We start from the raw sequence: 24,633 nt of genomic DNA, 5'->3' as shown, positions 1-24,633 counted from the left end.
CAAAGCCCACTGGGAGGGACTGCGCATGACGAATTCCTGGCGTTTCTCGGCACTGATGGACCGGCACCGGGCCCTCGGCTCGAACCTGGAGGACTGGAGCGGGATGGGCACCGCCTGGTCCTATGAAAAGGGCGACCCCAACGCCGAATACATGGCGATCCGCACCAAGGCGGGGCTGATGGATGTCTCGGGCCTGAAGAAGGTCCACATCACCGGCCATGCGGCGTCCCATGTGATCGACCGCGCCACGACCCGCGACCCGGAGAAGATCGCGCCCGGCAAGTCGCTTTACGCCTGCATGCTGAACGATGCGGGCAAGTTCATCGACGACTGCATCATCTACCGCTTCGGCCCGAACAGCTACACCGTGGTGCATGGCTCGGGCCAGGGGCATGAGCAGCTGACCATGGCTGCGACCGGCCGCGATGTCTCGATCCGCTTCGACGACAACCTGCACGACCTGTCGCTGCAAGGCCCCCTCGCGGTGGACTATCTGGAAAAGCACATCCCCGGCGTGCGCCAACTGCCCTACATGGGCCACATGCCCGCGATGCTGTTCGGCAAGCCGATCACGCTCTCGCGCACCGGCTATACCGGCGAGCGGGGATATGAGATCTTCTGCCGCGGGCAGGACGCGGTGGAAATCTGGGACCGAATCCTGGAGGAAGGCGCGAGCATGGGCATCATCCCCTGCCGCTTCACCACGCTCGACATGCTGCGGGCGGAAAGCTACCTGCTGTTCTACCCCTTCGACAATTCCGAGATGTATCCGTTCGAGAACGAAGGCCCCGGCGACACGCTGTGGGAGCTGGGCCTCGACTGGACGGTGACCAAGGGCAAGACCGGCTTCCGCGGGGCCGAGGAGCATTACCGCCTGCAGGGCAAGGAACGCTTCAAGATCTCGGGTCTGAAATTTGCGGACAAGACGAAGGTGCCGGGCAACGCGCCGATCTTCAAGGACGGCAAGAAGGTCGGCGTGGTGACGCAGCCGATGTATTCGCCGCTGAACGACTGGGTCGTGGCGATCGCCCGTCTCGATGTGGATTGCGCCAACAACGGCACCGAGGTCGAGGTGCGCTGCGGGACGCATGGGCCGCTGAAGGCGGTGTCGGCGCCGCTGCCGTTCTACGACGTGGAAAAGAAGCGGCGCACTGCCAAGGACTGATCTTCCGGGGGCCCGCCTTGGGGTGGGCCCCTTTCTACCCAAGGGAACTGACCCCGTGAAAGTGGAACTGACCCCGGTAAATGCCCCCTCGATGCGCTCGCGCCCCGTCTATGCGCCGCTCGAGCCGCGGCCCGGCAAGCTGCATGTGATCGTCGCCGACGATGAGGGCGCGGAGGCCGTGACCGACATGCTGGCCAAGGCGAACAACCGTTCGGAAATCCTGGCCGGCGCGCATGTCATGTATTGCCCGGGGCCGACGGGCACGGACCTTTCGGGGAATCTGGAGGGGTTGGGGGCCGCCCAGTTCTTCCGTGCGCCGACCATTCCGGCGCTGTTGCCGCGTCTGGTGCGGGTGCTGGCGGATGCGCATATGGGGACGCAGTTCTACCTCGCCGGCACCGAAGGCCTGATCGGCCAGGCAGAACGCGAGATCATGGCGACGGGCTTCCCCTTCGCCTCGATCCAGAAGGAACATCGCGGGTCCACCCTGCGCCGGGTGCAATGCGTGCATTGCAAGGGGATCACCGAAAACGTGGCCACCGACCCGTTCAAGTGCAGCCATTGCGGGCTCAACCTCTTTGTCCGCGACCATTATTCCCGGCGCATGGCCGCCTTCCAGGGCGTCAACATCGACGCCGAGGACCCCGGCCAGGTGCCGGAAAGCGTGGTGAGGTTCAAATGAGCGGCGGTGCCAAACTTCAGGTCCGCGTGGCCGAGGTGGTCGAGGTCAACGAGCTGATCAAGCGCTTCCGCTTCGTGTCGCGCGACGGCGCGCCGCTGCCTGCGTTCTCCGGCGGGGCGCATACCGTGGTCGAGATGGACGACCATGGGGTCCGCAGACTGAATCCCTATTCGCTCATGTCCGACCCCGAGGATCGGTCGGGATACGAGATCAGCGTTCGGCGTGACGACGCGGGGCGCGGCGGGTCGCTTTACATGCACCGGCATGTGAAGCCGGGGATGGAGATGACGCTCTCTTACCCCGTCAACCTGTTCCCGCTGGACAACCGGGCGAAGAAGCACCTGATGATCGCGGGCGGCATCGGGATCACGCCTTTCCTGGCGCAGATCGCGCAGCTGACGCATTTCGGCGGCAAGTTCGAGCTGCATTATGCCGCGCGGTCGCAGGCTCTGGGGGCCTACATGGACCGGCTGACGGCTGCGCATCCCGACCGGGTGCATTGCTACTTCGACGACCGGAAGCAGATGATCGATCTGCAAAAGGTTCTGGAAAACCAACCGATTGGCACGCATCTCTATGTCTGCGGGCCGAAGGGGATGATCAACTGGGTCCTGTCCACCGCCGAAGGCATGGGCTGGCCGAAACAGGCGCTGCACCACGAGGAATTCCTTGCCCCGGGCACCGGCCTGCCCTTCCAGGTGGAGCTTGCGGCCAGCGGCAAGACCATCAACGTGGGCACCACGCAAAGCCTGCTGGAGGCGATGGAGGCCGCCGGGGTGGACGCCCCCTACCTCTGCCGGGGCGGGGCCTGCGGGCAATGCGAAACGAATGTTCTGAAATGTGACGGCACGATCCTGCACCGCGACCACTGGCTTTCGCCGGAAGAGCAGGCGGCGAACACCAAGATCATGCCCTGCGTCAGCCGCTTCGAGGGCAAGACCCTCGTCATCGATCGATAGGAGACGGTCATGAGCCTTGATTTCAAGTTCGCTCCCGACGATTTCGGTGGCTTCTTCCGGGACGAGACCTTCCGCGACACCTTCACCTACCGCAACAGCGACCCGCGCCGGTTCCCGTTCCCCTTCGACCGGGACGACTACATGTATTCCGTGAACATGGAACCGCATGTCCCGGGCCGGAAGGGCACGGCCTTCGAGCACATGCTGGACGTGGACGAACACTACATCGCCGAGATGATCGACCGCGCCAAGGTGCTGGCCGAGGACCCGCTGCGCTGCCAGTCGCTGCCGCACATGACCCTGGCGGGTTGGGATGTGCTGGAACTGATCATGGAGGCCAAGGCCCGCGACTATCCGCAGTGGTTTTCGCTGACCAGGGATGGCAATCGCTGGCACTGGGTGAACCGGCCGCTGGGTATCGAACAGTCGTTCACATTCCTGGACGAAAGCACGCTACCCTATCCGCCCTTCGAATACATCATGCGCCAGACCCAGGGCGACTGGACGCTTCAGGACGAACGCGACGGCACGCTGTGGATGGATGCGGGCATCGCCACCAGCCAGGCCGACTGGTCGGTGGATTTCGACGTCGGCATGAATTTCCACGAATGGCACGCTCCGGTGCCCTTGGCGCATGAGAAGGGCGTCTTCGACCGGGCACTGAAGTTCCTTCTGAAGCTGCAGCACGGCGCGCCGGTGCGGCGGTTCAACTGGACGATGACGGTCAATCCGCTTCTGGACACCGCGCCCGAGACCTATCCGAAATGGGGGCCGATGCGCACCACCCTGACGCAGGAGAACATGGGGCAGAAGATGCACCTGCGGGTCGAGCTGCAGAGCCTCTACCGCCTGCCCCGGTCGAACGCCATTGCCTTCGACATCCGCTGCTACCTCTGCAGCTTCGAGCAGATCGCCGAGGTCCCGAAATGGGCGCGCCGCCTGCACCGGGTGATCCGCGACCTGCCGGTGGAACTGGCGACCTACAAGGGCTTCATCCGCAACCGCGATGCGATGGTGGAATGGCTGTCGAAATACGACGACGGCGCCCCCACAAGCCCCGGCTGGTTCCCAGATGACTGAACGCGGCCCCCTGCGGCTGGGGTTCCTCATGTTCCCCGGCTTTCCGATGGCCTGCCTGACCTCGGCCATCGAGCCCCTGCGCGCGGCGAACGAGATCACCGGCCGGCGCGAGTTCGTCTGGACGCTGGTCGCCGAAACCGCCGCGCCGGTCCGGTCCTCGGCCGAGATCGGCTTCGACCCGGACGTGACGCTGCAGGACCTCGACGGGATCGACCAACTCTACCTGATCTCGCCCCCCACCGCCGAATTCGCCGACCCGCGCCGTAGCCCGGCGAAACTGCGCTGGCTGGACCGGACCGGGATGATGCTCGGCGCATTTTCGGGCGGCATCTTCCCGCTGGCCAGGGCGGGCCTTCTCGACGGCCGCCCCTGTTCCGTCCACTGGTGCTACGAGGCCGCCTTCAAGGCCGACTTCCCCACCGTCGAGGCGCGCGAGGTCACGATCCTGCGCGAAGGTCGCCGCACCACGGCCTCGGGCGCCGGCGCCGTCTTCGACCTCATGCTGCGCCTGATCGAGGAGCGCCTCGGCCGCGACTGCATGACCGAGGTCGCCTGCTGGTTCCAGCACCCCTTCGTCCGCGATGCCGACGCCAGCCAGAAGGTTCCCGTCGCCCGCGCCGGCGGCACCACCGACAGCCTCCCCGCCGCCATCCGCGAGGCGATCCGGCTCTTCGAGACCCATGTCGAGGACCCCCTCCGCATTCCCGATGTGGCGCAGGCCGTGGGCCTGTCGGGCCGGCATTTCGAGCGCCTGTTCAAGCGCGAGACGGGGCAGAGCCCCCTGCGCTATTACCACCACCTGCGCCTGATGAAGGCGCGCCAGCGGGTGCTTTATTCCAACGACTCCCTCCGCGAGATCGCGGCCTCGGTCGGCTACATGACCTCCAGCCCGATGATCCGGCACTATACCGAGTTCTTCGGGGTCTCGCCCAAGGACGAACGCCGCCTGACCCAGACGATGCGCAGGCTGCCGGCGAGGGTGGAAGCGGCGGAATAGGCTTCGGGCGGGCGGTAGCGGCCGCCGTCACGCCCCTGCCAGCCCGAGGGCCGCAATCCCTCCGAAGACGCAGGCGATGCCTGCCCACTGGACGGGGCGCACCGTCTCGCGCAGGAAGAAGGCCGCCAGAAGCACCGTCAGCACCCCGAAGAGCGACGAGGCGACCGAGGCATATTCGGCGCGCGGCAGGGCCCCCGAGGCGGTGACGAGCCCGAGGGCCAGGGCATCGAGAAGCCCCATGAGACCCAGCACGCCGAAGTGCCCCTTCTGCGGCGCAAGCGACCCGCCCCGCCAGAGCAGGAGCGCCAGGATCGCCGCCAGCGCGACGATCCGGCCGACCAGCATCACCGGCAGTTCGGCCCCCATCCGCGCAGCCTCTTGCGCCAGCGCGAAGGTCGCGGCGAAGCCGATGGCGGAAAGCGCCCCCCAGGCGATGGCCACCCCTGGCGAGGCCGCATAGCCTTCGGGCGCGTCGTTGCGGGCGGCGAGGGCGACGATGGATATGCCGGCGACGATGGCGAGGACCGCGAGCCAGTCCGCGCCCGACACGGGACGCCCCTGCGCCACGGCGATCAGCAGGATCAGCATCGGATAGGCCCCGACCACCGGCGAGACGACGCGGACGGGCGCGAGGCTGAAGGCACGGTAGAGCCCGCCGATCGCCACCGCGAAGGCAAGGCCCGAGACGGTCGCGACGGCCAGCGCCTGGCCCGTCATCCGCTCCCACCCGCCCGTCGCCATGGCGACCGGAACCAGCCCCAGGGTCCCCGCCGCAAGCACCACCGTCAGGATCGGCAACAGCGCCGCCCCCTGGCTGAGCTTGCGCGCCAGAAGATCGTGAACCGCCCAGAGCAGGGCCGCCCCGAGGCCGAAGCTTAGTGCAAGCATTCTGTCGCCTTCCCCCTCGCGCGCGCTTGTGTCAGGCTTACCCTGTCGCTATTCTTCTGGATGAACAAGTTTTATCCTCATTAAAATGATCCGGTCGGCCACGCCGAATCGCCGCGGGGAGATGTCATGCTGGACGCGATCTATCCTTCCGTCGTTCCCGGTCCACCGCGACCGTCGCGAATCCTGACGCCCCAGGGGTTTTCGCGCCACCACGGGCAGGAACGGCATGTGGTGCCGGGCGGCGGGGCGGTGCTGTTGCAGCTGATGACGGGCGACCGGCTGACGCTGGTGAACGACGAGGGCGGCCAGCCGGTGGAGCTGGTGGCGGCCGGCAAGGACGGGCGCATCGACGCGGCGATCCTGGGGCAGGCGGCGAATTCCACGGCCGACGGGTTGAAGGCGATGCTGGCCTCGGGCGAGGAGAGCCTTGCGCGGCTGCGCAAGGGGCTGGAGGCGCGGAAGATCGACCTGGCGACCGCGGGGGCCTTGCGGCTGTTCGGGGCCGAGACGCCGGCGGGGACGCGGGCCGAGCTGACGGCGCTGGATGAAGGGTGGCTCGTGGTCTGTGCGCCGGGGCTTCCCATGGCGCCCGAGGCGCAGGATACCGCGACGCCGGTGACGTTGCTCGTGCAGCGCGCGAAGCCCCGGATGGTGGGGCATTTCGACCTGCCCGATCCGCTGGCCGACCCGATCCTGGACCTGCGGGTGAAATCCGCGACGGCGGAGAGCTATTTCGTCAAGGCCGGGGATTACATCCAGATTCTCGACGTGGACGGGCGGCAATGCACCGATTTCCAGTGCTTCGATGCCCGCAAGCTGGACAAAGGCATCCAGCATGCGCTGGACGTGACGACCTCGCGCACGCTGATGGGCCACGCCTATTCGATGCCGGGGCTGCACTCCAAGTATTACGATCAGGACTGGGTGCCGCTGGTCGAGGTGGTGCAGGACACGGTGGGGCGGCACGATGCCTTCGCCATGGCCTGCGCGTCGAAATACTATGACGACATCGGCTATCCGGGGCATGTCAACTGCTCGGACAACTTCAACAAGGCCCTTGCGGGGCGTGGGGTTGACCCTCGCCCCGGCTGGATGGCGGTGAACCTGTTCTTCAATACGAACATCGATTCACATGGCGTCCTGATCAGCGACGAACCCTGGAGCCGCCCCGGCGATTATGTGCTGTTCCGGGCGCTGTCCGACATCGTCTGCGTCAACTCGGCCTGCCCGGACGACACCTCGCCGGCGAATGGCTGGTATCTCAGCGACATTCACGTCCGCACCTATTCGGGGGCGGAGAAGTTCAGCCGGGCCATCGCCTGGCGCCCCACGCCCGATGCGGAGCCGAAGATGACCAAGGAAACCGCCTTCCACTCGCGGATCGTCGAGAAGACGCGGCATCACGTCGAATACAAGGGCTATTGGCTGCCGCAGGTCTATTCGTCGAACGGCGCGCTCGAGGAATACTGGGCCTGCCGGCAGGCGGCGGTGGTCTTGGACCTGTCTCCCCTGCGCAAGTGGGAGGTCACGGGGCCGGACGCGGAAGCCCTGATGCAATGGGTGCTGACGCGCGACGTGAAGAAACTGAGCCAGGGCCAGGTGGTCTATTCCGCTATGTGCTACGAGCACGGCGGGATGATCGACGACGGCACGCTGTTCCGCCTGGGCCGCGACCAGTTCCGCTGGATCGGCGGCGACGATTACGGCGGCATCTGGATCCGCGAGCAGGCGGAAAAGCTGGGGCTCAAGGTGATGGTGCGGTCCTCCACCGACCAGTTGCACAACCTGGCGGTCCAGGGGCCGAACAGCCGCGAGATCATGAAGCGGATGATCTGGACCGCACCGCACCAGCCGACGATCGAGGAGCTGGGCTGGTTCCGCTTTACCGTGGGCCGGATCGGCGGGCCTTCGGGGGCTCCGGTCGTGGTGTCGCGGACGGGATATACGGGGGAGCTGGGCTTCGAGGTTTTCTGCCATCCGAAGGACGGCGCGGCGGTCTATGACGCGGTCTGGGAGCATGGCGCGGACCTTGGGCTGAAACCGATGGGGCTGGCCGCGCTGGACATGGTGCGGATCGAGGCGGGGCTGATCTTCGCGGGCTACGATTTCAGCGACCAGACCGACCCCTTCGAGGCAGGGATCGGCTTCACCGTGCCCTTGAAGACCAAGACCGACGATTTCATCGGCCGCGAGGCGCTGATCCGGCGGAAGGAGCATCCGTCGCGCAAGTTCGTGGGCCTCGAGATCGACGCCAATGTCGATGTGGGCCATGGCGACTGCCTGCATTTCGGCCGGGCGCAGGTGGGGGAGGTGACATCCTCGGTCCGCTCGCCCATTCTGGGCAAGAACATCGCGCTGGCCCGGGTCGATGTGGCCCATGCCGAGCTGGGGACGGCGCTTGAGGTCGGCAAGCTGGACGGACAGCAGAAGCGGCTGCCGGCGGTGATCGTGCCTCTGTCGCATTACGACCCCAAGAAGACGCGCCCGCAGAGCTGACTGCCATGGACCCGATGATCGACAGGATCGGCGGAGAGCGGCAGGTTCATCTTCTGGTGAACCATTTCTACGACCTGATCGAGACCCTGCCGCAGGGCGCGGCGATCATGGCCATGCACCAGCGCGGCCATGGGCTGAGCCATGTCCGGCCCGCGCAGTTCGAGTTCCTCTGCGGCTTCTTCGGCGGGCGGCGTTACTATGCCGAACGCCACGGCCACATGAACCTGCGCGAGATCCACGCGCATGTGGAGATCCGCCGGCAGGATGCCGAGGACTGGCTGGCGGTGATGGACCGCGCCATGGTCGAGACCGGCGTGGCCGACCGCGAGCGGGCCGAGATCACGGCCACCTTCCGCCGCGCCGCGCTGATGCTGGTCAACACCGACTGAGGCCGGACCGGGCGCGGGGCGCAGCCCCCCATCCCCATCCCCTCCCCACGGCGGGGGAGGGGAGGCGCTTCAGATGCGCCCCTCGCGCAGGGCCTCGACCTTGGCGCGCAGGCCGAGGTCGGCGATGAGAACCCGGCCCACCGCCACCAGTTCCTCGCGCAGGTCGAGCGGCAGGATCTGGGTGCGGCGGTAGAAACGGTCGATCTCCTCCGGCGGGGCCTCGGCCAGGAAGGCCTGCAACTCGGGCCGGAACTGGTAGGCGCCCTTCGTCATCCGGAAGGGCAGCGCGGCGAGCCAGGCGGCCTTGTCCTGGGCATGGAAGTGCAGGAGTTTCACCTCCGGCTGCCAGTCGGGGGTGCGCACGAATTCGCCATCGACCATGACCGCATGCAGGCGCGCCAGCAGGCCGGGGACGCGGGTGCGGTATATCATCTTGCCGACCGAGTGCGACAGCATCCCGTCGCGGATCACCTTGCGATAGGGACCGAGCGCGGCGCGGTGGCGCGGCCAGTGTTCGTGGCGCAGGGCACCGCGGAATTCGCGCGAGGTGTAGATGTCGTCGGGCAGGAGCGGGTCGTGCATCGCCTCGAAGGGTTCGAGTTTCAGCGCGATGGTCTCGGGCGGGGTGTCGTCGAGGATCGCGGCGATGGGACGCGGGGCCGACAGGAATTCGTCCACGTCGATATGGACGATCCAGTCCGAGGTCACGCGCGCCCGGTAGGTCAGGCGGGCGTTCTGGGTCTGCCGGTTCTGGTGCTGCGGCGGGCGCTTCTTGCCGACTTCGGCCCAGTGCGCCTCGTTGCAAGCGGTGACGGTGACCCGGGGATGGCGGGCCAGCGGGGCGGGGACCGGCTGTTCGGGGTCGTCGAAATATAGCCAGAGATGGTCGGCGCCCAGCGACAGGTGATGCGCGGCGAAGGCCAGGACCTTCTCTTCCGGCGCCTTCATGGTGGAGACGACGGCCCAGCTGGCCATCAGAGCGCGTCCAGCAGCGCCCGCGTGGGCCAGCCGTCGGCGGGCAGGCCGAGGCGGACCTGCTCCTTCTGCACCGCCGTCCGGGTGCCGGCGCCGAGGATGCCGTCGATCCGGCCCACGTCATGGCCCAGAGCGGCAAGCCGTTCCTGCAAGGCCTTCATCGCGTCCAGGTCCAGCGCCGGGTCCGGGTTGCCCGCCGCATAGGGCACCGCGCCCTCGATCCGGGTGGCGAAATAGGCGGCGGTCGTCACATAGACGAAGCTCTTGTTCCATTCGAAGAGCACGCGGTAGTTCGGATAGGCCAGGAAGGCCGGCCCCTTGCGCCCCTGCGGCAACAGGATCGAAGCGGAGAGCCCCGGCGCCAGCGGGCCGTTGCGGGGAGTGACGCCAAGGGCCTGCCAGTCCTCGGTCGTCCGTTCGGTGTCGAGGCCGGTCAGCGACCAGTCGAACTCCGGCGGCAGGCTGACCTCGGCCAGCCAGGGTTCGCCCGCGCGCCAGCCGTGATGTTGCAGCAGCCGCGCGCCCGACAGGATCGCGTCGGCCTCGGAGGTCTTGAGCAGGATCAGCCCGTCGCCGTCGCCATCGACGCCGCGTTCAAGGATGTCCTTCGGCAGCATCTGCACCATGCCGATCTCGCCTGCCCAGGCGCCGGTGGTGTCGAGCGGGAAGTCGTTCATCGCGTGCAGCTTGGCGGCGGCGATGACCTGGGGCTGGAAAAGCTCTGGCCTCCGGCAGTCATGGGCCAGGGTGAGGAGGGCGTTCCGTGTGTTGAAGTCGCCCTGCACCTGGCCGAAATCGGTCTCGAAGGCCCAGAAGGCCAGGAGGATCCCGCGCGAGACGCCGTATTCGGTTTCCGCCCGGGTGAAGATCGGGTCCAGCGCGTCCGCCTTCGACCGCGCGGTGGAAAGGCGGCTCTTCGAGATCAGCGATTGCGAGAAGTCGAGGAAGGTCTTGCGGAACACGCCCTGCGCGCGGTCGGCCTTGAGCACCTTCGGATCCTGCCGCGCGCCGGCGAAGAAGGCGGAGGCGGTGTCGGCGGGGACGCCGGCGGCGACGGCTTCGGCCTCCATCGCGGCGAGGAACGCGGCGAAGTCGCCGCCGCAGGGGGCGGCGGTCGCCGGGCTGGCGAGGATCAGGGCAAGAAGGGCGGCGCGCATCAGGTCTCCCGGACTTTCCGGGAGGTTAGGTGAGCGCCAGCAGAACGGCAACCGCAAGGAGCGCGGCCCAGACCCGCCAGAGTGCATCGGCGGCCGCGTCGATGTCGTCGGGGCCGGGGTCGCGGCGCCCCTCGGGCCAGACCCAGGGATAATCCTTGCGCACCCCGTTGTAGCTGCGCGGACCGGAGAGCGCGACGTTCAACACCGGGGCCAGCGCGGCCTCGGGCCAGCCGGCGTTGGGGCTGCGGTGCTTGGGCGCGTCGCGCAGGATCGGGGCGGGATCGACCCAGCCGTGGGTCAGCGCGATCAGGAGCGCGGTCAGCCGCGCCGGGATCAGGTTCAGCACATCGTCCAGCCGCGCCGAGGCCCAGCCGAAGTCGCGGTGGCGCGGGGTGAGATGGCCGATCATGCTGTCGGCGGTGTTGACCAGCTTGTAGGCGACGATCCCCGGCAGGCCCAGGACCAGATACCAGAAGACCGGCGCGACGACGCCGTCCGACAGGTTCTCGGCCGCGCTTTCGATCGCGGCGCGGGCGATGTCGGGTCCGGTCATCGCTTCGGTGTCGCGGCCGACGATCATCGCGACGGCCTGGCGGCCCTCGGCCAGCGAGCGGCGCAGGCCGTGGGCCACCGCGCGCACATGCTCGACCAGCGATTTCTGCGCGATCAGGATGGCGACGGCGACCGCCTCGATCAGCCCGTGATCGGGGATCAGATGGACCAGCCAGCCTGTCGCAACCCCGGTCAGGGTGAGGCCGATGGCAACCAGCGTGCCCTTGAGCTTCCGCGCTTCGCCCCGGTTGAACCGGGCGTCGCACCAGCCGACGAGGCGGCCCATCAGGACGGCCGGATGCGGCCAGCGGTCCCAGAGCCAGCGCGGCTCGCCAAAGGCGGCGTCGAGGAGAAGGGCTGCGATCAGGATCATGCGCAGGGCTATTCAGCCGCTCGCACCGATTCGCAAGCCGGTCCGTCGATATGCTGCGGTTTCGCCGCGCAGCATGGCCGGACCGGGCGGCCACAACCATGGGTTGCCAGGAAAGATCAGGAACGATGCTGCGGCCGCGATACAGGCTTTACATTCCGGCAATACCCTTGTGGCAGCTTGATTTTCTGCGGATCGGCCCCGAGAATTGAAACTGGGGAGAGGGTGAGGTTGCCATGCTTGAGTTTCTGCCGATCGAGGTGCGCGAGGGGCTGGAAGCCGCGCGCAAGCGCGACCAGAAGCGCAGGTCGCGCCTGCGGGTGAAGGTCGGCGACGCGGTCTTCCCGGTGCTGCGGTTCTGGGACAACGGCTTTGCGCTGGATGCCGATTTCTCGCCCGGCAAACTGCGCGGGCTGGTGGATGTCTATGACGGCTCGCGCCATGCCTTCCAGTGCCTGATCGTGGCCTCCAGCATCGACGATGGCGAACTGGTCTGCGACTTCAAGCGCGCGACTGCGGTGACGGAACGGGCGCCCTTGGACTTCTGGCGCGACGAGAATGCGCCGGTGGGCTATCTGGCGAAACAGTGATCCGGAACCTCCTCGTGCGCCTCCGGCTTCTCGTCGGGAGGCTGGCGAGGAGTGACGAAGTCATCGACGAGCCTCATGGCCGGATTTCCACCTTTGTCCCGATCGGCGTGACCGCCCAGACCTCGCGCATTTCGGCATTGGTCAGGGCAATGCAGCCCGCCGTCCAGTCGCCCCGCAGCTTGAACCCTTCCGGCAGCGCATTCGGCTGGCCGTGAATGAAGATGTCGCCGCCCGGAGAATAGCCGCCCTTGGCCGCGCGGGCGCGATCAGCGGGGCGCAGGTAGTCAAGACCGACCGAAAGGTGAAAGGCGCTTTCGGAATTGCGGCGATCGATGGTGAACTCGCCCTCCGGCGTCTTGCCGTCGCCCTGCCGCTCCTTGGCCCCTTCCGGCGCGAAACCCAGTGCTATGCGGTAGGTCCGCACGACCTGCCCGTCCTGGATCAGCTGCATCCGCCGCGCGGCCTTCTCGATCACGATCCGGTCCACCGTGCCGGTCAGCGGCGGCGGCTGCGGTGATGGCATCGGCACCGGCGGGCTGTAGAGCGAAGCGGCGATGAACCCCAGGCCCACGAGCAGGAAGAGATAGAGCAGCAGGCGCAGATAGCGGATCATTGCAGGTCGGCGAACACCCTTTGCAGCCGCGAGATCGCCTCGGCCACCTGCGCGCGCGGGCAGGCGAGGTTGAAGCGCAGGAAATTCTCGCCCCCGGTGCCGAAGGCTGAGCCGTGGTTGGTGGCGATCTTGGCCTGCTTCTCTACGCGGTCGATGAACTCAACCGGGGCCATGCCGGTGCCCGAGAAATCGACCCAGGCGAGATAGGTGGCCTCAAGTGGGGTGGAGCGCAGGCCGGGAATCCTGGCGATGCCTTCGTCGAAGAGCCGCCGGTTGCCGTCGAGGTAGCGCATCAGCGCATCGACCCAGGCCGCGCCTTCGGGCGAATAGGCGGCGGTGGCCATGTGCATCCCGAAGGAATTGGGCGAGATGCCCATGGCGTTCATCGTTCCCGCGAAGGTCTTGCGCAGGGCCGGGTCGGCGATGATGACGTTGCCGATATGGGCGCCGGCGATGTTGAAGGTCTTGGTCGTCGCCGTCATCATGACCAGCCGGTCGGCGATCTCGGGCGCGGCGAGGGCCATGACGGTATGTTTGTGGCCGGGATAGACGAGGTCGTGGTGGATCTCGTCCGAGACGAGGATCAGGTCGTGCTTCACGCAGAATTCGGCGATGCGGCGCAGTTCGTCCGGCGTCCAGACCCGGCCGCCCGGATTGTGCGGCGAGCAAAGGATCAGCATCTTCTCGCGCCCCGTCAGGTGCGTCTCCCAGTCGGCGGTATCGACCTGCGCCAGCCCGTCCTTCAGGGTCAGCGGACATTCGGTCACCTCGCGCCCGGCGGCTTTGATGACGCGGGCGAAGGCGTGGTAGACTGGAGTCATCAGCACGACCGCATCCCCGGGCTGCGTGTAGCTGTGGACGCAGAGCGCGGTGCCGTTGACGAGGCCATGGGTGGTGAAGATCCAGTCCGGCTGCACCTCCCAGCCGTGGCGGTTGGCCATCCACCAGCGGATCGCCTCCAGATAGGCGCGATCGTCGCCGAAATAGCCGTAGATCCCGTGGTCGAGCATCTTCTGCAATGCGTCCTGGACGACCTGCGGCGGCCGGAACTCCATGTCCGCGACCCACATGGCCAGGCCCTCGTCCGCCTTGAAGCCGTAGAGCGGTTCCAGCATGTCCCATTTGACGCAATGGGATCCGGCGCGGGTGATGGGGGTGTCGAAGGTCATGTCGATTGGTCCGTTGCCTGGGATGTTCATCCGATTATTCCATCATGGCCGGGAAGCCATCCCAAAAAGATATCAAAAAGCACCACAATGTTCCTATTTGGGCCAGAATGGCGGAACATGATGACTTGAGGTGGCCCGAGGCCGATGTCCGGCGTTCCTCTTGCCATCCGTGGCCCGCTTTCGTAGATCGCTTGCATGATCCGACCCATCCTGATCCATCCTGACCCGCGCCTCAAGAAGGTCTGCGACCCCGTGGCGGAAATCACGCCCGAGGTCAGGGCCCTTGCCGCCGACATGCTGGAGACGATGTATGACGCGCCGGGCATCGGCCTTGCTGCGCCGCAGGTCGGCGTGACCAGGCGCCTGATCGTGATGGACTGCATCAAGGAGGGCGACCCGGAGCCGATGGCCCTGGTGAACCCCGAGATCGTCTGGTCGTCCGAGGATCTTTCGACCTACGAGGAAGGCTGCCTGTCAATCCCCGACCAGTATGCCGAGATCAAGCGGCCCGCCGAGGTGCGTGTGCGCTGGCTGGCGCTGGACGGGACCGAGCAGGAACGGCAGTTCTCCGGCCTCTGGGCGACCTGCGTGCAGCACGAGATCGACCATCTGGACGGCAAGCTGTTCATCGACTACCTCGGCCCGCTCAAGCGCCAGATGATCACCCGCAAGATGGAAAAGCTGAAGCGGGAACGGGCGCGGGCGTGACGGTCCGGCGCTGTGTTCCCTGGCCTTCGGCGGTGCTGCGGACGCCGGCAGCGGATGTGCCGGAGATCACCGACGAGGTGCGGGCGCTCTGGGCGGACATGATCGACACGATGGAGGCAATGCCGGGATACGGGCTGGCCGCGGTACAGATCGGCGTGCCCTTGCGGCTGGCCGTGGTGGACTGTTCCGAGACGCGGGGGCAGGCGGTGCGGATGGCGAACCCCGAGGTGCTGCACGCCAGCGTCCAGCTGCGCGAGCACGAGGAGGCCAGCCCCAATCTGCCCGGCGTTTCGGCGGTGATTGCGCGGCCCCGGGCGGTGACGGTGCGGTTCTTGAACGCGCAGGGGGCGGTCGAGGAACGGGATTTCGTCGGGCTCTGGGCAACGAGCGTGCAGCACCAGATCGACCATCTGGCGGGGAAGATGTATTTCGACCACCTCTCGGCCCTGAAGCGCAAGATGCTGATTGCCAAGGCGGAAAAGCTGGGGCGGCGCAGATGAAAATAGTTTTCATGGGAACGCCGGAGTTCAGCGTCCCGGTGCTGGAGGCGCTGCATGCCCGGCACGAGATCCTTGCCGTCTATTGCCAGCCGCCGCGCCCCGCCGGGCGCGGCAAGGCCGAACGGCCAAGCCCGGTGCAGGCACGCGCCGAGGCGCTGGGCCTGCCGGTGCGCCATCCGGTTTCGCTGCGCAGCGAGGAGGCCCAGCGCGAGTTTGCGGCGCTGGGGGCGGATGTGGCGGTGGTCGTGGCCTACGGGCTTATCCTGCCGCAGGCGGTGCTGGACGCGCCGCGGCTGGGATGCCTGAACATCCACGCGAGCCTCTTGCCGCGCTGGCGGGGCGCAGCGCCGATCCAGCGGGCGATCATGGCGGGGGACCGTGAAACCGGCGTCTGCATCATGCATATGGAGGCGGGATTGGACACAGGGCCGGTGCTGCTGCGCGAGGCCATTCCGATCGGGGCCGAGGAGACGACCGCCGAACTGCACGACCGGCTGAGCGCGCTGGGTGCACGGCTGATCGTGCAGGCGCTGGATCGTTTGCCGGACCTCGCGCCCGAGCCGCAGCCCGAGGCCGGCGTGACCTATGCCGCCAAGATCGACAAGGCCGAAGCGCGGGTGGACTGGACCCGCCCGGCCGTCGAGGTGGACCGTCTGATCCGCGGGCTGTCGCCCTTTCCCGGCGCCTGGGTGGAGATCAACGGCGAGCGGGTGAAGCTCTTGCGCTCGCGGCTTGCGCCGGGCGGCGGCGTGCCGGGCCAGGTGCTGGGCGGATTCACGGTCGCGTGCGGTGACGGCGCGGTCGAGATCACCGAGGCGCAGCGCGAAGGCAAGCGGCCGATGCCGGCGGCCGAAGTGCTGCGCGGGCTGATTTTGCCGCACAGGCTGTAGCGCAGGGGCCCGGCGCCCCCCATATTCACGGAATTGGGAGGAGGGAAGCCATGCCGCTTGTTGCTCTCTTGGTCGTCGGGGTTGCCGCGGGCTTTCTGGCCTCGCGCATCCTGAAGGTGAACATGGACACGCCGACCACTATTGCCCTCGGCGTGCTGGGTGCCCTGATCGGCACCGTGGTCCTGCGCGGACTGGTGATGCTGGCCGGGATCGGGGCGGGGTTCGTCGGCGCCCTCCTGGGGGCGCTGCTGCTGATCTGGGCCTGGAAGACCTGGGTCAGGTAAGCCGCTTCACCGCATCCTTGAGCCGAAGGTCCGAGGGGCCGGCCGCCGACCAGAACGCCAGCCCCTGCCAGGCGGCGAACAGGAGCCCGGCACTTTCCCGGGCCTTTCCGCCAGAGCCGAGCCGTTCGGCAAGCGCGGCCTCGACAGTTGCGCGCCAGCTGGCCGCGCGCTGCGCCAGGTCGGGGTCCCGCAGATCGGCGGCAATATCCGCAGCCTTTACCGGGCCGATCGCCTTCAACAGGCCCTGTGGTCCCTTGCCGACGGTCGCGGCGATGGCCTCGCCTGTCCGGCTGTCGAGGTCGTCCCAGAACGCCAGACGCGCCGCACGCACCATGGCATCGCGACTGCCATAGCGTTGCACAAGAGTTGGCGGGGCAAGGCCGGTCGCGGTGGCGACGGATCCGAATGACACCGCCTTGTCGCCTCCGTCATCGAGCAGCCGCTGGATGATGGCAAAGACCTGGGCGTCCGGAATGATGCGCTTGCGAGGCATGCCCTGAACCTAAACGAATGTTCGTTCACGGATCAAGCGTGCTACCGTTTGGGTGCTCCGGGCCGGGGGGGCTGCGACTTGTAGACCGGCAGGCGCCAGCCGAGCGCGATGCTGCCCGCACGCAGCACAAGGACGATGGCACCGCAGATCACCAGCGCAAGGCCCTCTCCCAGACCGGCGAGGCCCGCAAGCACCGCGCCGAGCGAGCCCGCCAGCGCGCAGGTCGCGTAAAGCTCGCCCTGTTTCAGGACCAGCGGCACCTCGTTGCAGACCACGTCGCGCAGAAGCCCGCCCATGCAGCCGGTAATCATCCCCATGACCAGGACGATGGGCCAGTTCTGGCCTTCCGTCAGCGCCACGGCAACGCCGGCGGGAACGGCGATGGCCAGCGCGGCGGCGTCGAACCACAGGAGCGCGCGGTATCGGCTTTCCAGAAGATGCGCGGTAAAGAAGACCAGGACGGCGGCAGCAGTGGCAACGGCCAGCACCGTCGGATCGGCGACCCAGAAGACCTCGCGGTTCAGGATCGCGTCCCGCAAGGTGCCGCCGCCGACGGCGGTCAGGCAGGCGATGAAGATGAAGCCGACGATGTCCAGCTGCGACCGGCTGGCGGCCAGTGCCCCGGTCAGGGCGAAGACCAGCACCGAGGCATAGTCCAGGCCGTCCTGAAGCGTGAACTCCGGCATCATGCCCGCGACTCCTGCGGCGCCTTGAAAGGGGCCATCCCGGCACGGGCCAGCGCATCGGCGCGTTCGTTCTCGGGATGGCCGGCATGGCCCTTGATCCAGCGCCAGGTGACCTTGTGGCGGGCGGCAGCCGCCTCAAGCCTTTGCCACAGCTCGACGTTCTTGACCGGGGCTCCCCCGGCGGTGCGCCAGTTCCGGGCCTTCCAGGCATGGATCCATTCGGTGACGCCGTTCTTCACATAGGCGCTGTCGGTGACGATGGTCACCTCGGAGGGCCTTGTCAGCGCCTCGAGCGCCGAGATCGCGGCCAGAAGCTCCATGCGGTTGTTCGTGGTCATGGCTTCCCCCCCTTGAAGCTCGCGCTCCTTGACGACCGCGCCGTTCTCGCGCGCGATCATCAGCACGCCCCAGCCCCCGGGCCCGGGGTTTCCGGAACAGGCGCCGTCGGTATAGGCGAAGAGGTCCGCCATGATCAGGCCTGTAGCGGGATGGCGAGGCAGCCGAGGACAACCACGGTCAGCATGACGCGCAGCCGCAGCCACCAGCGCGGGGCGAGGCCCCAGGCCTGGAACGTGGCGTCGAGGAGCAGGAGGCCGACGAAGCCGGCCGCAAGGAAGATGGCCGAGGTGTCCGATGCGTCGGGCACCATGAAGAAGGCCCAGAGCGCCGGGATGACCGAGAGGGTGTAGGCGATGGCGGCCTCTCGGCCCTCGGCCCGGGTCGCGAACCCCCAGAGGACGCCGGACATGAACGACAGTATGACGGTGCCGTAGGTCAGCCCGACATAGGCGCCGAGGAACATCGGCGAAAGCCATTTCCCGGCCGCGGCCGCAAGGGTGGGCGACAGATGCGTGGCCGCCGACCACAGGAACGGGATCAGCCCGGCAAGGCCGAGCAGAAGGGCAGGGCGGGGGATGCGGGTGTCGTCGGTCATTGCGATGATCTAGCCTGCCCCGCCGCGCAAGGCCAGTCAGTCCGGATCGGTGAAGCGCTCAAATCGCGGCGGGATGGCGGCGGCAATGGCGGCAAGAACCTTGCCGACCCGCTGCACATCGGCTTCTGCGGGTTGCGGAAGCAGCTCGACCGTCCCGCCGGGCAGGTAGACATGACCCCAGGTCATCCCGCCGCCGACCACCGGCGCATCGGTCTCGCGGGCGGGTTCCTCAAGCAGTCCGCTGTCCGTCGCCGCAGTGCGGATTGCCTCCAGCGCGGTCGCAGGGACTTTCGCCTTGCGCTGCTTGCAGGCGGGGCCCTCGGTCTCGTAGCCCCGGCAGTGCTTCAGTTCCAGTTGTCCGTCCTCGCGGATCAGGACGCTGGTTTCCCAGGCGTATTCGGGCGGCAGGCTGCCCGAATTGGTCCAGTAGTCGGCCAGCACCGGGGCCGGTTCGTCGGCTTGCACCGGCAGCGCAAGGACAATCAGGACAGCAAGCGGCTTCAGCATCAGGCGGGTTCTCTCAGGATGCGGGGAACCTTGAATTCGACGTCCTCGACGGCGGTTTCGACGAGGTCAACCGTCACCGTGAAACGGGCGCGGAAGGCATCGATGACCTCGTTCACCAGCACCTCGGGCGCAGAGGCCCCGGCGGTGAGGCCGACGGCGCGGATGCCGTCCAGCGCGCGCCAGTCGATGTCGGCGGCGCGCTGGATCAGCATGGAATAGGGGCAGCCGGCGGCGCTGCCGACCTCGACCAGGCGCCGGGAGTTCGAGGAGTTGGGGGCGCCGATCACGAGAAGGGCGTCGATCTTCGGCGCGATGGCCTTGACGGCGGCCTGGCGGTTGGTGGTGGCGTAGCAGATGTCGTCATGCGCGGGGGCCCGGATCAGGGGGAAGCGGGCCTTGAGCGCGGCGGCGATCTCGGCGGTGTCGTCCACGGACAGCGTGGTCTGGGTGATGAAGGCGAGCCTGGCGGGGTCGCGGACCTGAAGCTTCGCCACGTCCGCGACGGTTTCGACCAGCAGCACCTCGCCGGGGGGAAGCTGGCCCATGGTGCCGACGGTTTCGGCATGGCCTGCGTGGCCGATGTAGATCATCTGAATGCCGGCCTCATGGTGGCGGGCGGCCTCGTTGTGGACCTTCGTCACCAGCGGGCAGGTGGCGTCCACTGCGATCATATTGCGGCGGGCGGCCTCGGCCGGGACGGATTTCGGGACGCCGTGGGCGGAAAAGACGACGGGGCGGTCGGACGGAACCTCGTCGAGTTCCTCGACGAAGACGGCCCCCTGCGCCTTCAGGGCGTCCACTACGAACCTGTTGTGGACGATTTCGTGCCGGACATAGACCGGGGCCCCCCATTTCTGCAGAGCCATCTCGACGATCTTGATCGCCCGGTCCACCCCGGCGCAGAAGCCGCGGGGGGCGGCAAGGTAGAGGGTGAGGGGGGGCAGATCGGGCATCGGGTGACCTTTGGGAGGGCAGTCGCAACAGGTTTACGGGCTGGCGGCGCGGGCGTCCAGTGTCCACGCGGAACTGGTCTCGGGCCATCAGGGATTTCAATGGCTTGGCTGTGGGAGTTCAGGATCTGATGACCACGATGCTCCTCGTGCGCCTTCGGCTTCTCGTCGCGAGGGCGCCAGCGAGGAGTGCCCAAAGGGCATCGACGAGCGGTTCGACTAGGTGCCGAAGGCCGTCTCGCCCATCCAGCCAAGCGCGATGTAGCGGCCGGTCTTGGCGATGGCGACCAGGATCAGGAACAGCGGCAGCGGCACCCGAAGCACGCCGGAAAGCGCGACGATCGCATCGCCGAACGGCGCCCAGGACAGGAGGAGGAGCCAGAGGCCCCAGCGGGCCCACCAGCCTTCGGCGCGGGCCATCTGTGCGGGCTTCAGCGGGAACCAGCGATGATCACGCTGGTCGGAGAGCCAGCGGCCAAGGCCATAGGTCACGCAGGAGCCGAGCGTGTTGCCGATCGAGGCGACAAGGATCAACAGGGCAGGGGGCCAACCTGCGGCCTGCATCGCGAGGAATACGACCTCGGACTGGAAAGGAACCGGAGTGGCGGCAAGAAATGCCGCCACGAACAGGCCGGACAGTGCGATCATGAGGCGATCGGATCGGGGGCCCCAGACCCCGATGCGATCACCGCAAGGCTCACTTCGCTTCGACCGCGACCTCTTCGCCGACCGCGGGACGCGGTTCGCGCGGCGGACGGCCGATGACTTCGCGCAGCTCGTCCAGCTCGATGAAGTTGTCGGCCTGACGGCGCAACTCGTCCGCGATCATCGGCGGCTGGCTGCGGATCGTCGAGACGACGGACACCCGGACCCCCTGACGTTGCAGGCTTTCGACCAGCGGCCGGAAGTCGCCGTCGCCCGAGAACAGCACCACATGGTCCACCCGCGAGGCCAGTTCCATGGCATCGACGCAAAGCTCGATGTCCATGTTGCCCTTCACCTTCCGCCGTCCCTGGCTGTCGGTGTATTCCTTCGCGGGCTTGGTGCGCATGGTGAAGCCGTTGTAGTGGAGCCAGTCCACCAGCGGCCGAATCGGCGAGTAGTCGTCGTTTTCAAGCAGCGCGGTGTAGTAGAAGGCGCGGAGAAGCTTTCCCCGACGCAAGAACTCCATCCGCAACAGCTTGTAGTCGATGTCGAAACCCAGGGCTTTGGCGGCCGCGTAAAGGTTCGAACCATCAATGAACAGCGCAAGCCGTTCGTCCTTGTAAAACATTCAAAGGTCCCCTCAATGTCGCCGCGCGGATGCTGTGCTCCCCATAGTCTGCACGACGAAAATAAATGTCGCGCGGCTGACAGGCCGTGAATAGCAGCCCGGGCCGGTTTCCGACAAGTGAAGTGTAGGAAATAATCCGTCAGGAAGGTGAAATTCATGCACGCACTGGTTGCAATCGGCGCAAACCTGCCATTCGAAGGTGACGCTCCGGCAGAGACGCTGCGACGGGCAATCCGTGCGATTGCGGCAGAAGGTCTTTCGGTGCGGGCAGTTAGCCGGTTCTTCGCGACGCCATGCTTTCCCCCCGGCGCGGGGCCGGACTATGTGAATGCGGCGATCGTCCTTGCGGTGGATTCCGGAATTGACCCAGCGTCAATTCTGGCGACCCTGCACCGGATCGAGATGCAATTCGGTCGTCAGCGCAATTCACGCTGGGGAATGCGGACGCTGGATCTTGACCTTCTAGCGCTGGGCGATTCGGTGCTGCCCGACGCCGAAACCCAGGATGCCTGGCGCGGTCTTGCCCCAGAGGCGCAGGCCCGTATCGCGCCGGATCGGCTGATCCTGCCGCACCCCCGGTTGCAGGACCGCGCCTTCGTCCTGGTGCCGCTTGCCGATGTCGCGCCCGACTGGCGCCATCCGCGCGACGGGCGCACGGTGGCCGAGATGCTGGCGGACCTGCCCGAAGCCGATCGCGCGGATGTGCGACCGTTGTGACATACACAAGTGAACTTGCCTGTTTTGCCGCTTGTCAAGCCCGCGCGGGCGGCATAAACAGGCGACTTCCAGCGAAGCTTCCGATTGGAGTGTCCCATGGCCCGCGTGACGGTCGAAGATTGCGTTGACAAGGTTCCGAACCGGTTCGAGCTGGTGATGCTGGCCGCCCACCGGGCGCGCGAGATTGCGGCAGGATCTCCGGTGCTGGTGGACCGCGACAACGACAAGAACCCGGTCGTCGCCCTGCGCGAGATCGCCGAGGAGGCGCTGTCGGCCGAGGTTCTGCGCGAGCGTCTGATCGAAAGCCACCAGACCCAGATCGAGGTGGACGAGCCGGAAGAGGACCAGATGGCTCTGCTCATGGGCGGCGAGATGGATCGTCCGATGGTCGACGACATGTCGGAGGAGAAACTGCTCCGCGCCCTGATGGAAGCCCAGGGCGAGTTCTGACGGGCGCGAGACCCGCAGAGGGGCGGTGATGATCGACGTCGAAGACCTCATCGCCCTGGTTCGCAACTACAACCCGCGCTGCAACGCCGACCTGATCCGTCGGGCCTATGCCTATGGGCTGAAGATGCACGAGGGCCAGTTCCGCAAGTCGGGCGAGCCCTATTTCACCCATCCCGTCGCCGTGGCCGCGATCCTGACCGAGCAACGGCTGGATGACGCGACGATCGTCACCGCCCTGCTGCACGACACGATCGAGGACACCCGGTCCACCTATGCCGACGTCGCGGCGCAGTTCGGCGAGGAGGTGGCCGAGCTGGTGGACGGCGTCACCAAGCTGACCAACCTGCAACTCAGCTCGACCGAAAGCCAGCAGGCCGAGAACTTCCGCAAGCTGTTCATGGCGATGTCCCGCGACCTGCGGGTGATCCTGGTCAAGCTGGCCGACCGGCTGCACAACATGCGCACGATCCGGTCGATGAGCCCGGAAAAGCAGGCGCAGAAGGCGCGCGAGACGATGGAGATCTTCGCGCCGCTGGCCGGCCGGATGGGCATGCAGTGGATGCGCGAGGAACTGGAGGACCTGGCCTTCAAGGTCCTGAACCCCGAGGCGCGCAACTCGATCATGCGCCGCTTCCTGACGCTCCAGCGCGAGACGGGGGATGTGGTGCACCAGATCAGCGGCGACATCCGGCACGAGCTGGAGAAGGCGCGGATCGAGGCGGACGTGTTCGGCCGGGCGAAGAAGCCCTACAGCATCTGGCGCAAGATGCAGGAGAAGGACCTGGCCTTCAGCCGCCTGTCCGACATCTACGGCTTCCGGGTGATCTGCGGCAGCGTGGCGGACTGCTACCGCATCCTTGGCGTCATCCACCAGCGCTGGCGCGCGGTGCCGGGGCGGTTCAAGGACTACATCAGCCAGCCGAAGAACAACGGCTACCGCTCGATCCACACAACCGTCTCGGGGCGCGACGGCAAGCGGGTCGAGGTGCAGATCCGCACCCGAGAGATGCACGAGGTGGCCGAAGCCGGGGTCGCGGCGCACTGGTCCTACCGCGAGGGCGTGCGGGCGGTGAACCCCTTCGCGGTGGACCCGGCGAAATGGATCGCGAGCCTCACCGAACGGCTGGACGAGGGCGACACCGACGAGTTCCTGGAACACGTCAAGCTCGAGATGTATTCCGACCAGGTCTTCTGCTTCACGCCCAAGGGCGACGTGGTGCAGCTGCCGCGCGGGGCGACGCCGCTGGACTTCGCCTATGCGATCCACACCCGGATCGGCAATTCCTGCGTCTCGGCCAAGATCGACGGGATCCGGGTGCCGCTCTGGACGCGGCTGAAGAACGGCCAGTCGGTCGAGATCATCACGGCGGAAGGCCAGCGACCGCAGGCCAGCTGGATCGACATCGTGACCACGGGCCGCGCCAAGGCGGCGATCCGGCGCAGCTTGCGCGAGGAGGACCGGGGGCGGTTCGTCAAGCTGGGGCAGGAACTGGCCCGGGCGGCCTTCGAGCATGTGGGCAAGAAGGCCACCGACAAGGCGCTGCGGACGGCGGCCAAGATGCTGGGGCTGGCGGACGAGAACGACCTGCTGGCCAGGCTCGGCAGCGCCGAACTGCCGGCGCGGCGGGTGGTCGAGACGCTTTATCCCGAACTGGCGCAGGCGGTGGCCGAGGAAGTGGACTCGGGTCGCCCGGTGGCCGGGCTGACCGCCGACCAGGAGTTCCGCCGCGCCCAGTGCTGCCAGCCGGTGCCGGGGGAACGCATCGTCGGCATCACCTATCGCGGGCAGGGCGTGGTCGTGCATGCCATCGACTGCCCCGCGCTGGAAGAGTTCGAGGACCAGACCTCGCGCTGGGTGGACCTGCACTGGCATTCGGGCCGGCACAAGCCGGTGTTCACGGTGAGCCTGGACCTCACGATCTCGAACGATGCGGGAGTCCTGGGTCGCATCTGCACCCTGATCGGCGAGCAGAAGGCCAACATCTCCGACCTGCGCTTCACCGACAGAAAACCGGACTTTTATCGCCTCATTGTTGACGTGGACCTGCGCGATGTAGAGCACCTGCACATGGTGATGACGGCGCTGGAAGCCGAAACCGACGTGGCCCAGATCTCTCGTCATCGGGATTTGACACGGCGGCCCTAGGCCAGCAGAACGG

The 24,633-nt window shown here is 67.1% G+C and carries 29 protein-coding genes; 15 read left to right on the top strand and 14 right to left on the bottom strand.

What is annotated here, in order from left to right; genetic code table 11:
* The first annotated feature begins 25 nt into the window (after positions 1–25).
* The 5 genes from FL625_RS12405 (at position 26) to FL625_RS12385 (ending at position 4,883) form a co-directional block, all read left to right on the top strand.
* On the top strand, positions 26–1,165 hold the full coding sequence (locus tag FL625_RS12405; protein ID WP_149588989.1) for an aminomethyl transferase family protein: 1,140 nt from the start codon (positions 26–28) through the stop codon (positions 1,163–1,165).
* 91 nt (positions 1,166–1,256) lie between these two features.
* Positions 1,257–1,847, top strand: a complete 591-nt coding sequence (locus FL625_RS12400) for a dimethylamine monooxygenase subunit DmmA family protein (protein ID WP_149589005.1) — start codon at positions 1,257–1,259, stop codon at positions 1,845–1,847.
* A complete protein-coding gene (locus FL625_RS12395; protein WP_149588988.1) occupies positions 1,844–2,806 on the top strand; it encodes a PDR/VanB family oxidoreductase in 963 nt (320 codons plus the stop codon). The genes FL625_RS12400 and FL625_RS12395 overlap by 4 nt, the downstream gene beginning before the upstream one ends.
* Positions 2,807–2,815: 9 nt before the next feature.
* Entirely contained in the window at positions 2,816–3,886 is a 1,071-nt protein-coding gene (locus tag FL625_RS12390) for a heme-dependent oxidative N-demethylase family protein (protein ID WP_149588987.1), read from the top strand.
* Entirely contained in the window at positions 3,879–4,883 is a 1,005-nt protein-coding gene (locus FL625_RS12385) for a GlxA family transcriptional regulator (RefSeq protein ID WP_149588986.1), read from the top strand. The genes FL625_RS12390 and FL625_RS12385 overlap by 8 nt, the downstream gene beginning before the upstream one ends.
* A gap of 27 nt (positions 4,884–4,910) precedes the next feature.
* On the opposite strand, the gene FL625_RS12380 is transcribed toward FL625_RS12385, so the two are convergent.
* Positions 4,911–5,771: an EamA family transporter gene (locus FL625_RS12380; RefSeq protein ID WP_149588985.1), complete on the bottom strand. Its 861-nt coding sequence runs from the start codon at positions 5,769–5,771 to the stop codon at positions 4,911–4,913.
* A gap of 126 nt (positions 5,772–5,897) precedes the next feature.
* Here FL625_RS12380 and FL625_RS12375 point away from each other — a divergent pair, with 126 nt between their 5' ends.
* Entirely contained in the window at positions 5,898–8,267 is a 2,370-nt protein-coding gene (locus FL625_RS12375) for a trimethylamine N-oxide demethylase (RefSeq protein ID WP_149588984.1), read from the top strand.
* A 5-nt stretch (positions 8,268–8,272) separates the two neighbouring features.
* Positions 8,273–8,656 carry a group II truncated hemoglobin gene (locus tag FL625_RS12370; protein ID WP_149588983.1) on the top strand — a complete coding sequence of 128 codons (384 nt, stop codon included), beginning with the start codon at positions 8,273–8,275 and terminating at the stop codon, positions 8,654–8,656.
* 69 nt (positions 8,657–8,725) lie between these two features.
* Here the strand turns inward: FL625_RS12370 and FL625_RS12365 are convergent, their stop codons facing one another.
* From FL625_RS12365 to cbiB, 3 genes are read right to left on the bottom strand one after another with little or no spacing between them, the layout of a single operon-like run.
* Positions 8,726–9,631, bottom strand: coding sequence for a glycosyltransferase family 2 protein (locus FL625_RS12365; protein WP_149588982.1), 906 nt, complete (start codon positions 9,629–9,631; stop codon positions 8,726–8,728).
* On the bottom strand, positions 9,631–10,788 hold the full coding sequence (locus FL625_RS12360; RefSeq protein WP_149588981.1) for a lytic murein transglycosylase: 1,158 nt from the start codon (positions 10,786–10,788) through the stop codon (positions 9,631–9,633). The genes FL625_RS12365 and FL625_RS12360 overlap by 1 nt, the downstream gene beginning before the upstream one ends.
* Positions 10,789–10,813: 25 nt before the next feature.
* A complete protein-coding gene (cbiB, locus tag FL625_RS12355; RefSeq protein WP_149588980.1) occupies positions 10,814–11,713 on the bottom strand; it encodes an adenosylcobinamide-phosphate synthase CbiB in 900 nt (299 codons plus the stop codon).
* Between the two features lie 233 nt (positions 11,714–11,946).
* On the opposite strand from cbiB, the gene FL625_RS12350 reads away from it, so the two are divergent.
* A complete protein-coding gene (locus FL625_RS12350) occupies positions 11,947–12,300 on the top strand; it encodes a hypothetical protein (protein WP_149588979.1) in 354 nt (117 codons plus the stop codon).
* A gap of 73 nt (positions 12,301–12,373) precedes the next feature.
* Here FL625_RS12350 and FL625_RS12345 read toward each other — a convergent pair whose 3' ends face one another.
* The gene (locus tag FL625_RS12345) at positions 12,374–12,913 is read right to left on the bottom strand and encodes a L,D-transpeptidase family protein (RefSeq protein ID WP_149588978.1); all 540 of its coding nucleotides are present in this window, start codon (positions 12,911–12,913) and stop codon (positions 12,374–12,376) included.
* On the bottom strand, positions 12,910–14,082 hold the full coding sequence (locus FL625_RS12340) for a MalY/PatB family protein (RefSeq protein ID WP_149588977.1): 1,173 nt from the start codon (positions 14,080–14,082) through the stop codon (positions 12,910–12,912). Before FL625_RS12340 ends, FL625_RS12345 begins: the two co-directional genes overlap by 4 nt.
* A 195-nt stretch (positions 14,083–14,277) precedes the next feature.
* On the opposite strand from FL625_RS12340, the gene def (FL625_RS12335) reads away from it, so the two are divergent.
* The 4 genes from def (FL625_RS12335) to FL625_RS12320 are packed head-to-tail and all read left to right on the top strand — an operon-like array spanning position 14,278 to position 16,464.
* Positions 14,278–14,790 carry a peptide deformylase gene (gene def, locus FL625_RS12335; protein WP_149588976.1) on the top strand — a complete coding sequence of 171 codons (513 nt, stop codon included), beginning with the start codon at positions 14,278–14,280 and terminating at the stop codon, positions 14,788–14,790.
* Positions 14,787–15,290 (top strand): peptide deformylase, encoded by a 504-nt coding sequence (def, locus tag FL625_RS12330; RefSeq protein ID WP_149588975.1) that lies wholly within the window; start codon positions 14,787–14,789, stop codon positions 15,288–15,290. Before def (FL625_RS12335) ends, def (FL625_RS12330) begins: the two co-directional genes overlap by 4 nt.
* A complete protein-coding gene (gene fmt, locus FL625_RS12325) occupies positions 15,287–16,180 on the top strand; it encodes a methionyl-tRNA formyltransferase (protein WP_149588974.1) in 894 nt (297 codons plus the stop codon). The genes def (FL625_RS12330) and fmt overlap by 4 nt, the downstream gene beginning before the upstream one ends.
* A 50-nt stretch (positions 16,181–16,230) precedes the next feature.
* Positions 16,231–16,464, top strand: coding sequence for a GlsB/YeaQ/YmgE family stress response membrane protein (locus FL625_RS12320; RefSeq protein WP_149588973.1), 234 nt, complete (start codon positions 16,231–16,233; stop codon positions 16,462–16,464).
* Here FL625_RS12320 and FL625_RS12315 read toward each other — a convergent pair.
* The 8 genes from FL625_RS12315 to FL625_RS12280 form a co-directional block, all read right to left on the bottom strand.
* Complete coding sequence (locus FL625_RS12315) at positions 16,457–16,957, bottom strand: transcriptional regulator (RefSeq protein WP_149588972.1); 501 nt, start codon at positions 16,955–16,957, stop codon at positions 16,457–16,459. The genes FL625_RS12320 and FL625_RS12315 overlap by 8 nt on opposite strands.
* A gap of 41 nt (positions 16,958–16,998) precedes the next feature.
* Positions 16,999–17,646, bottom strand: a complete 648-nt coding sequence (locus FL625_RS12310; protein ID WP_235019399.1) for a trimeric intracellular cation channel family protein — start codon at positions 17,644–17,646, stop codon at positions 16,999–17,001.
* Positions 17,643–18,113: a ribonuclease HI gene (gene rnhA / locus FL625_RS12305; protein ID WP_149588971.1), complete on the bottom strand. Its 471-nt coding sequence runs from the start codon at positions 18,111–18,113 to the stop codon at positions 17,643–17,645. The genes FL625_RS12310 and rnhA overlap by 4 nt, the downstream gene beginning before the upstream one ends.
* 2 nt (positions 18,114–18,115) lie before the next feature.
* A complete protein-coding gene (locus FL625_RS12300; protein WP_149588970.1) occupies positions 18,116–18,577 on the bottom strand; it encodes a DUF3429 domain-containing protein in 462 nt (153 codons plus the stop codon).
* 36 nt (positions 18,578–18,613) lie between these two features.
* On the bottom strand, positions 18,614–19,084 hold the full coding sequence (locus FL625_RS12295; RefSeq protein ID WP_149588969.1) for a hypothetical protein: 471 nt from the start codon (positions 19,082–19,084) through the stop codon (positions 18,614–18,616).
* Complete coding sequence (gene ispH / locus FL625_RS12290) at positions 19,084–20,037, bottom strand: 4-hydroxy-3-methylbut-2-enyl diphosphate reductase (protein ID WP_149588968.1); 954 nt, start codon at positions 20,035–20,037, stop codon at positions 19,084–19,086. Before ispH ends, FL625_RS12295 begins: the two co-directional genes overlap by 1 nt.
* A 216-nt stretch (positions 20,038–20,253) precedes the next feature.
* Positions 20,254–20,682, bottom strand: a complete 429-nt coding sequence (locus tag FL625_RS12285) for a YqaA family protein (protein ID WP_149588967.1) — start codon at positions 20,680–20,682, stop codon at positions 20,254–20,256.
* A gap of 49 nt (positions 20,683–20,731) precedes the next feature.
* Positions 20,732–21,307 carry a LabA-like NYN domain-containing protein gene (locus FL625_RS12280; protein ID WP_149588966.1) on the bottom strand — a complete coding sequence of 192 codons (576 nt, stop codon included), beginning with the start codon at positions 21,305–21,307 and terminating at the stop codon, positions 20,732–20,734.
* Between the two features lie 156 nt (positions 21,308–21,463).
* On the opposite strand from FL625_RS12280, the gene folK reads away from it, so the two are divergent.
* The 3 genes from folK (at position 21,464) to FL625_RS12265 (ending at position 24,620) form a co-directional block, all read left to right on the top strand.
* A complete protein-coding gene (gene folK / locus FL625_RS12275) occupies positions 21,464–22,024 on the top strand; it encodes a 2-amino-4-hydroxy-6-hydroxymethyldihydropteridine diphosphokinase (RefSeq protein WP_149588965.1) in 561 nt (186 codons plus the stop codon).
* Positions 22,025–22,120: 96 nt separating this feature from the next.
* On the top strand, positions 22,121–22,474 hold the full coding sequence (rpoZ, locus tag FL625_RS12270) for a DNA-directed RNA polymerase subunit omega (RefSeq protein ID WP_149588964.1): 354 nt from the start codon (positions 22,121–22,123) through the stop codon (positions 22,472–22,474).
* Positions 22,475–22,502: 28 nt separating this feature from the next.
* The gene (locus FL625_RS12265) at positions 22,503–24,620 is read left to right on the top strand and encodes a RelA/SpoT family protein (RefSeq protein ID WP_149588963.1); all 2,118 of its coding nucleotides are present in this window, start codon (positions 22,503–22,505) and stop codon (positions 24,618–24,620) included.
* Positions 24,621–24,633: the final 13 nt, after the last annotated feature.

Origin of the sequence: Tabrizicola flagellatus (assembly GCF_008271465.1) — a bacterium.
Taxonomy (GTDB): Bacteria; Pseudomonadota; Alphaproteobacteria; order Rhodobacterales; family Rhodobacteraceae; genus Tabrizicola; species Tabrizicola flagellata.
The sequence above is the reverse complement of the archived record's forward strand: the minus strand, read 5'-3'. Positions and strand labels throughout refer to the sequence as shown.